Source organism: Bacillus sp. Xin1 (genome assembly GCF_013314535.1).
Classification (GTDB): domain Bacteria; phylum Bacillota; class Bacilli; order Bacillales; family Bacillaceae_G; genus Bacillus_A.
Genome location: NZ_JABUAE010000077.1, coordinates 1 through 8,796, shown reverse-complemented (window position 1 = coordinate 8,796; position 8,796 = coordinate 1). Strand labels below are relative to the sequence as shown.

Here is an 8,796-nt window from a genome sequence, read left to right as displayed (position 1 = left end):
TCCTAAAAAGCAACAGATACTAAGTGATGATATTGAAATTCATTTTGTAGAAATTCCAAAATTGGTCAAACAATGGCGTGAAGAAAAAGTAAATCCATGGGAAAATGCATTTGTTCGCTGGATGTTATTACTACCAGCACATGAAGATGAACATTTAACTCAAACATTGGAGGAGATTGCAATGAATCAAGATCCAATTTTACAAAAAGCAATAAATAAATGGGAAAATATGAGTCATGATTCCTCTTTCCGAACAGCTTATGAAGCTCGTGAGAAGCTACTTCTTGATGAACAAGCTAAGTTGGCTCATGCTCGAGAAGAAGGATTAGAAGAAGGTATTGAGAAAGGGAGAATTCAATTAATTCGTGGTATGCATAAAAATGGTATGCCATTAGAAGACATTGCAAAATTCACAGGTCTCAGTACAGAAGAAATACGAAAACTACTATTATAATACGTATCATTACAAAAACTTTGCGAAAAATATCGCAAAGTTTTTTATTTAGCCCCTTAATTATCATTTGTAAAAAATATACACATTCCCTTAGAGTAGTAAAATCAACGTTTTTTCATGTCGATTTTGCTTAGCATATATTTTCATTAAAATGTTGGCGATACGCTTGATTAAAAAAATGGATAATTAAACCTCTTTTGTGAAATGTTATCCCTAAAAGCAATAAGACATCCAACACTTAGAAAAAGTGAGGACAGGACATGATTATTACAAGAAAAATAAAACTTATAATTGTTAGTGAAGAACGAGACCATCAGTATAAATTTATTCGTGAAGAACGATATAAACAAAATAAAGCATTAAATGTTGCGATTAATCATTTATATTTTCTTCACGTAGCAAAAGAGAAAATTCGATTATTGGATTATAAATTTGTACAAGATGAACAGAAGTTACAAGAATCGATCCATAAGCTATATGATGAAAAGCGAAAACAAAAAGATGAAAAGAAAAAAGATACGATAGAACAAAAAATAGAAAAGAAAAAAGACAAATTGAAGGAATTACGAAGTAAAGGGAATAAGGAAGCAACAAAAATTTTGCAAGATGCCATTAAAATCAATTTCACTACTACAACGCGTGAAATGGTTCTGTTGCAAAGTTTGAAAAAAGCATAAACAGGTTGGTAAATGAGGAACAATGTTTAGGAAGTAGCTAGTAATTGTTGAAGTTCATTGTACGTTGAAAAGGAGGAGTCTCTTTGAAGACTTCGCCTTTGTTTATATAGGGCATGAATAGTCTCGATACCTTTTATCGTACGTGAAGCATGACGAAGATTTTGAAATCCTGCGGATTTGGCAAAACGTCTCTTTACATGCCTATGATCCTGTTCAATGAGATTATTCAAATGTTTGATTGTACAATGGATTGTAGTTTGATAAAATCCTTGTTTTCTTAATTTGTTAAATGCGCAAAGTAATGCCGGCGCTTTGTCTGTAGTGAGAACCGTAGGTTCTCCAAAATGTTTTACTAATCTTTTCATGAAGGCATAGGCAGCCTGATGATCCCGCTTTTTACGAAGTTGAATATCCAATGTGTGTCTATCTTTATTAATTGCACGATAGAGATAACGCCATTCTCCCTTAACTTTGATATAAGTCTCCTCCAAATACCAAGATAAGCGTGCAGATTTATTTTTCACTTTCCAAATTTGATAGATGAGATTGCCATATTCATGAACCCATCGCATGATGGTTGTTGGGTGAACTGAAATACCACGTTCTTTCAGGATTTCAGATACATCGCGATAACTTAAAGAAAAACGACAGTAGTAGCCGACAGCTACTAAAATAATATCTTTCTTGAATTGTTTTCCTTTAAAATATCTCATGTCTAATTCTCCTAGATCCTGTTTTCTAGAGTGTAGCTTCATGTAGAAAACTTTGCAACAGAACCCCCTATGCCTATCAAGTTAATAGAACTGAGTTTTCTTAAAATAAAAACCACCGAATTATAGAAGTGGTTTTGAACGTAAGGAATTTGTAAGAAAGGAGTAAGAAAAAAGAGATTTTCATTGTGTATGATCAAAATGTAGAGAAGAACGAGAGGGGGAATAGATACTATATATTTATATAAAAACAAATTAATTAACAAAACTCTATGGAAGAAAAGAAGAAATTACAGAGGTTAACATACATCTGAAAAAGGGGGATTAATCATTTATTAGGTCAGAAAGTTGTTTGTAGAAATAATTGGTGCACAGATGATTGCAAATCCACTCTTGCCCTTTTGTCTTTGGTTAAGATGAAAGCTGTGTGACTAGTATAAAACAGCAAATAACTACCGATACAATATGAATAGAGGAGAGGAATATCTTTATGAAAAAGCATTGTCAAATTACATCTACAGGTTTAGTCCTTTTAATGACTGGAAGTTCTCTGTTATACACAACACCAACCTCAATTGTAAAAGCGGAGTCCATTCAAAATGTATCTAGTCCGTTACAAACAAGCACTCAAAGAGAACGTAATTCCGTCAAAGAGGCAATGCGGGATACATTGCAACTTGGATATCTTGGGATACTTGCTAAAACTTCTGAGGGTGGAAAAACATGGAGTTATGCCGCTGGATTAGCGGACCTGAGCACCAAGAAACCAATGAAAACAGATTTTCGCTTTCGCATTGGTAGTGTAACGAAGACGTTCATTGCAACAGTTCTACTTCAATTATCTGGAGAGAACCGTTTGAATCTAGACGACTCCATTGAAAAATGGTTGCCTGGTGTCATTCAAGGAAACGGATATGATGGTAACCAGATTACTATCCGGCAGATATTGAATCATACAAGTGGTATCGCTGACTACACAAGGTCAAAAGACTTTGATATGATGGATACAAAAAAATCGTATACGGCTGAAGAATTCGTAAAGATGGGGGTTTCTCTTCCCCCAGACTTTGCCCCAGGAAAGGGCTGGTCTTATTCAAACACAGGATACGTAGTACTGGGGATCCTTATTGAAAAAGTAACTGGAAACAGCTATGCGGAAGAGGTTGAAAATCGGATTATTGAACCGCTTGATTTGTCAAATACATTCCTACCTGGCAATTCAAGCGTGATTCCAGGCACCAAGCATGCCCGTGGCTATTTCCAACTAGACGGAGCAAGTGAGCTAAAAGACGTTACTTATATTAACCCAGGTAGCTCGGATGGAGATATGATTTCTACTGCTGACGATTTAAACAAATTCTTCTCTTACTTACTCAGTGGCAAATTACTGAAGGAACAGCAACTAAAACAAATGCTTACTACAGTTCCTACAGATAGAGAAGGAACCGGATATGGTCTTGGGATCTATGAAACTAAGCTTCCAAACGGTGTCTCGATATGGGGACACCAGGGTAAAGTTCTAGGGTTTACCACTTTTGCTGGTGGCACACTTGGAGGCAAGCATACATTGGCCGTCAATTTGAACAGCCTTAAAGCTGATATTCCTGATCCATTTAAAAATATTTTACTTGCTGAATTTAGCAAGTAGGTAAAAAGGAAAACCGGATAAATTTTGTCATAGTTTTTATAGTTAAAAATATGCCTTTCTGGTTCAAAAACAACTTACTCTAAAAATTTTTTTTAGAATAAAGCAAGTTCTTAAGTTGATAGGCATGAGGTCCCGCCACGTCGCCATCAGACTAGGGTTTTGGAGTATCCCCTAAACGAAATTTTGTTTCTCTACAGGTAGTCACTTTGAGATGTCAGTTCATTTTTTTCTTTTTTTTCTTTAATTGATGAGTGTGGGGGAGCACCCATCGCTATCAACTTAAGAGATTTTAATACTCGTAATTAAGTACCAAAAAACGTTATCCTTTCTAATCTAGTTTAACCGTTTGAAAAATGACTAACTTGAGCATTAAGCTTACGGAATGAATAACCAAATAACCTGCTCCCTTTATTTTTGGATTGAAGGTTATTTGGTTTTATATTGGTATGAATGAATTAAGAATTTCTTAAGAACCTATTAAGAAATAAGTTAGTTTTAGGAACTAGAATAAATTTATCTTAACAGTAATAAGAGAATTAATAGTTTAAACTGAGGTCCTTAGAGCATGTCAAAAAACTAACAAGTAAGTATTTCAGGAGGGTTTTATGAAAAAGAAAATGATTATTGCACTTGGTGTTTCTGCTATAATACTGACTAATTTTGTAGGAAGTACTTATGCAGACTCGAAAACAGAAGTTTCTGTTACAGCTCCCTACAATACAAATCAAATAGCGGAATGGTTAGAAATGCATGCAAAGCCTTTAAAAACAACTAATCCAACTGCATCTTTTAATGATTTAAAACCACTTAAGAATATGGTAGGTTCAGCTTCAATTGTAGGTTTAGGTGAAGCTACGCATGGGGCTCATGAAGTTTTTACAATGAAACAGCGCATTGTTAATTATTTAGTATCTGAAAAGGGATTTATCAACTTAGTTTTAGAAGAGGGATGGGACAGAGCTTTGGAGCTTGATCGATATGTTCTTACTGGTAAGGGAAACCCAAGCCAACATCTATCACCTGTATTTAACACAAAAGAAATGTTAGATCTACTTAGTTGGATTCAACAATATAATGCTAATCCAAAACATAAATCTAAAGTGCGTATCATTGGGATGGACATTCAATCAGTAAACGAGAATGTTTATAATAATATAATAGAATATATAAAAAGAAACAATTCAGATCTTGTACCTAGAGTAGAAGAGAAGATAAAAGGTCTTATTCCTGTAACAAAGGATATGAATACTTTTGAGAGCCTTACGAAAGAAGAAAAAGAAAAGTATATTTCAGATGCTAAACAAATTAGTGCTTTATTAGAGGAAAATAAAAGTTATTTAAATGGGAAATCTAAAGAGTTCGCATGGATAAAACAAAATGCTCGTATTATTGAACAGTTTACTACAATGTTAGCGTCACCTCCTGATAAACCATCGGATTTTTATTTGAAACATGATATTGCAATGTATGAAAATGCGAAGTGGACTGAAGAACATTTAGGAAAAACCATTGTATGGGGACATAATGGACACGTTTCGAAAACAAATATGATTCCTTTTATATACCCTAAAGTAGCTGGGCAGCATTTAGCAGAATATTATGGAAAACGGTACGTATCTATTGGAACGTCAGTTTATGAAGGACAATATAATGTCAAGAATAGCGATGGTGAATTTGGCCCATATGGAATATTAAAATCGGATGATCCAAACAGTTATAACTACATCTTTGGACAAGTTAAAAAAGATCAATTTTTTATTGATTTACGTAAGGCAAACGGCGTGACAAAAACTTGGTTAAACGAACAACATCCAATTTTCGCTGGAATAACTATGGAAGGGCCTGATATACCAAAAACTGTTGATATATCATTAGGTAAAGCGTTTGATATACTTGTTCAAATTCAAAAAGTGAGTCCATCTCAACTACATCAATAAATTTAGAATAATGTGCCTTAATGAAGTGTAGTGTTAAGTGTCAATAGAGTTGTTTGAAAATGTCAGTTAGGTTATTTTCATTAAAGGATTATTAAATGGAATAAATGTTTTCAAATTAGAGACGATGTGGGATAGAAGCACAGCATCATCAAGTTAACAAAATAAAATTCTCCCTAAAATGAAAAAATACGCTATTCTTTCTGTAGAATCATAGGAAAGGATGGCGTTTTTGTATGTCTATTTCTGTATCTGATGAATTACAATTATTTGCTCAAGAAATTCAAAGCCTCTTATCCCCAAATATCTTACGAGATTTTGCTAGAGATGTTGGTTTGGTGCAACGAACTAGTAAGTACCAGGCAAAAGATTTAGTCGCTTTATGTGTATGGATGAGCCAAAATGTTGCTACTACTTCTTTGACTCAGTTATCTAGCTGTTTAGAAGCATCAACTGAATTGCTCATCAGTCCTGAGGGACTGAATCAACGATTTAATAAAGCAGCCGTCCAATTTTTACAACACATATTAGGGGTCACCATATCATTTTAAGAAAATTGTACGCTAAGGATTTTATAAAGGTCATAGATATTTAATAAACGTTTATAGTGTCCTTAAAAGTATACTTTTATAGACACGCAAAGACCTCTCCGTATTTTTTAATATTTAGTAATAAAAGCATCCCAAAAGGTGTACCTTTTGGAACTTAAAACGAATTAGTAATAAATTTCTCAATATAGATATCGCTACTATTTTTAGTTATAATATCAAAAATTAGCAATTAATGTAATATAATGAAAAGGTGATGGTTATCACCCTATTTTTTCTCCTTATGCTAAAGATAAGACCGAGGTTCAGGTCTGGACTTATCCCCGTCAAGTAGACAACTGTAAAAAAGACTATGCAGCCATCGAAATTCGATATTCGATCGGAGCTCGATGATTGAGTCGTTTTTGGAATCGTTTGTAGTTATAATGATAGATGTATGTTTCAATTGCTTGAATTAGTTCTCCCTTTGTTTGATAGTCATTAAGATAAAACATTTCAGATTTAAAATGAGAGAAAAATGATTCAATGCAAGCATTGTCATGGCAGTTTCCTTTGCGAGAATGGCTGCCGATGGCGCCTAGCTGTTGAAGCATACGATAATAAGCAGGGGATGTATATTGGAATCCTTGATCTGAGTGGATGATGGTTCCATACACATCTCTTTTTTGTGTTGCTAAATCTAATGTTTTTAGAACAAGTTGTAAATCATTGCGATGTGAGAGTTTCCAAGCAACGATTTCATTATTGTAAAGGTCTTGAACGACCGATAAATAGAGAAATTTATCTTGAATGGCAAATAAGTGATATCTGTGACAAGTACCTCATTTTGTTTACGGTTTTGGAATTGCCGTTCTACTACATTGGGGAAAATCTTTGAGGATTTCCCTTTGAAAAAGCGTCGCTTTTTACGGATAATCGATTGAATTTGAAGTTCTCGCATAAGTCTATATACTTTTTTGTGGTTCACGAAAAAGCCGGCCTCTCGTGAAGTGACCCCAAAAAGTTAGACACGTTATTTCATTAGGCAGCTTCTTGGGCATGAGTCCGGTATTGTACCGGACTCATGCCTTTTAGTTTTGCCTTAATTCTTTTATGATTATAGTACGCTATGTACTTTGCTAGTTCTTGCTTATTAACTGTGTTTGTTCTACTTCTAAGCTTATATTTCTTCGCTATAGCTGATTGGCTGCCCTCACCATTTAAATAACTTTTTACAACTTGTATCTTTAATTCATCTGAATAAGTTTGAAATTTATCCCCTTTTTTAACCATAATAAAATCCCCTCCAAGTAAAAGTGTAACATCCATGTGTATTCATGGTCTTTTTACACTGTCTACCTTAAGGGGATAATATCAGGCATAACTGTCTTTTTTGTGTTTTTTTCGTAAAAACAAACGGTTTAAAGGCTTCCTTTTTATGCTTGTTCTATGATTTTTTTTACTTCTTCAATCGTTAGTTCACTTGCTTGTGCAATGGTTTCTATTGGAATTTGTAATCGATGCATACCGAGGATCATTTGACGTTTTCCCTGTTGGATCCCTTTATTTAATGCATGTGCAATACCGGCCGCTTCATCCATCAAAGCTTTTTCCCTTGCTTCATACTCTTTACGGAAAGAAGCATCTTGACTCATATGTTCCCATTTATCCATCGCTTTTTGTAAAATCGGGTCTTGATTCATCGCAATCTCCTCCAAAGTATGTGTTAAATGTTCATCTTCATTCGCTGGTAATAGTAATAACCACCGAACAAAGGAGTCTTCCCACGGATTTACTTTCTCCTCACGCCATTGTTGCATGAGCTTAGGAATTTCTATGACATGAATTTCTATATCGTCACTTAAAAGTTGCTGCTGTTGCATATTCCACAGTTTTCCTGTCGTATGAAATGCTTCATAGTCTTTAAACATGACGAAGTTCAATAAGTTGATTGTAATGGTTTTATGAAGTGAGCTGTAGGGCATTCCTTTTTTTAATTGAGATGCATAGAGCTTGCTCCAATAATAAAGGGAACGTTTTAAAAGGTCATGATTATTATTTAACTGAATTTCAATATTAATCTTAGTCCCTGTGTCTAATGTAGCAGATACATCTAGAATCGATAATTTATCCTCTTCATGTTCTCGATGTAAATGTGGATCTTCGAATTGAAGGGATTGAATGGGAGACTCCAATGAATCAGCTAATATTGCATTTAGAAATGTTAACAAAATATCTTCGCTTCCAGATGTCCCGAATAATTGTTTAAAAGCAAAATCAATGCGTAAATTGACCAATCTTTGATTGGACATGGGCTTCCTCTCCCTGTCTGATAAGATCTCTTTTTTCTTATTGTACATAAAAACAAATTGAACATGCAAACAGGCTCTTAAGATTAACATAAGAGCCTCACTGCAGGTACATACAATAGATTAGATAACGACCATAAACTGACTTGAAAAGCACCTAACAAATTTACAAAAGAAACCATATTTAGTATACATCTAATTAGAAATATATACAAGGAATGGTGAAATACATCGCTTTTTCATCATTGATTTATGATATACTTGCGAATTCTGTTTGTACAACAAGCTATGTAGGGATAATATACGTTTCTCAATCAGCACATTTTCTGAAAATGGCATGTCTTACTACTCATAAGACATGCTATATTTATAATGTTCAAATGAAAAACAATAAAGAGACCATTTCCATTCAAAATGTCGGACATATTATTAAGATTTCACTCGGTTCTGTTGCAAAGTTTGAAAAAAGCATAAACAGGTTGGTAAATGAGGAACAATGTTTAGGAAGTAGCTAGTAATTGTTGAAGTTCATTGTAC

The 8,796-nt window shown here is 34.2% G+C and carries 7 protein-coding genes and 3 pseudogenes; 5 read left to right on the top strand and 5 right to left on the bottom strand.

Annotation, left to right across the window (positions count from 1 at the left end; translation table 11 throughout):
• Both HRG09_RS26940 and HRG09_RS26935 read left to right on the top strand, forming a co-directional pair.
• Window positions 1–454: Rpn family recombination-promoting nuclease/putative transposase (locus HRG09_RS26940; protein WP_174103890.1), on the top strand; the 454-nt coding region annotated here is incomplete at its 5' end.
• 260 nt (window positions 455–714) lie between these two features.
• The gene (locus HRG09_RS26935) at window positions 715–1,131 is read left to right on the top strand and encodes a hypothetical protein (protein WP_174103889.1); all 417 of its coding nucleotides are present in this window, start codon (window positions 715–717) and stop codon (window positions 1,129–1,131) included.
• A gap of 26 nt (window positions 1,132–1,157) precedes the next feature.
• Here the strand turns inward: HRG09_RS26935 and HRG09_RS26930 are convergent, their stop codons facing one another.
• Window positions 1,158–1,844, bottom strand: coding sequence for an IS6 family transposase (locus HRG09_RS26930; protein ID WP_174103888.1), 687 nt, complete (start codon window positions 1,842–1,844; stop codon window positions 1,158–1,160).
• A 487-nt stretch (window positions 1,845–2,331) separates the two neighbouring features.
• Between HRG09_RS26930 and HRG09_RS26925 the strand changes: the two genes are divergently transcribed.
• The 3 genes and pseudogenes from HRG09_RS26925 to HRG09_RS26915 form a co-directional block, all read left to right on the top strand.
• Window positions 2,332–3,489: a serine hydrolase domain-containing protein gene (locus HRG09_RS26925; protein ID WP_174103887.1), complete on the top strand. Its 1,158-nt coding sequence runs from the start codon at window positions 2,332–2,334 to the stop codon at window positions 3,487–3,489.
• A gap of 605 nt (window positions 3,490–4,094) precedes the next feature.
• Window positions 4,095–5,426 (top strand): erythromycin esterase family protein, encoded by a 1,332-nt coding sequence (locus tag HRG09_RS26920; RefSeq protein ID WP_174103886.1) that lies wholly within the window; start codon window positions 4,095–4,097, stop codon window positions 5,424–5,426.
• Between the two features lie 233 nt (window positions 5,427–5,659).
• Window positions 5,660–5,953 (top strand): annotated as a pseudogene (locus tag HRG09_RS26915) (IS4 family transposase); the annotation flags it as partial.
• Window positions 5,954–6,321: 368 nt separating this feature from the next.
• Here the strand turns inward: HRG09_RS26915 and HRG09_RS26910 are convergent.
• The 4 genes and pseudogenes from HRG09_RS26910 to HRG09_RS26890 all read right to left on the bottom strand — a co-directional run bounded on the left by HRG09_RS26910 (window position 6,322) and on the right by HRG09_RS26890 (window position 8,262).
• Window positions 6,322–6,762 carry an IS3 family transposase gene (locus tag HRG09_RS26910; protein WP_174103891.1) on the bottom strand — a complete coding sequence of 147 codons (441 nt, stop codon included), beginning with the start codon at window positions 6,760–6,762 and terminating at the stop codon, window positions 6,322–6,324.
• Window positions 6,660–6,944 (bottom strand): annotated as a pseudogene (locus HRG09_RS29775) (IS3 family transposase); the annotation flags it as partial. The pseudogene HRG09_RS29775 and the gene HRG09_RS26910, both read right to left, overlap by 103 nt.
• Before the next feature lie 47 nt (window positions 6,945–6,991).
• Window positions 6,992–7,102 (bottom strand): annotated as a pseudogene (locus HRG09_RS26900) (IS3 family transposase); the annotation flags it as partial.
• Window positions 7,103–7,386: 284 nt separating this feature from the next.
• A complete protein-coding gene (locus HRG09_RS26890; protein WP_174103884.1) occupies window positions 7,387–8,262 on the bottom strand; it encodes an Rpn family recombination-promoting nuclease/putative transposase in 876 nt (291 codons plus the stop codon).
• Window positions 8,263–8,796: the final 534 nt, after the last annotated feature.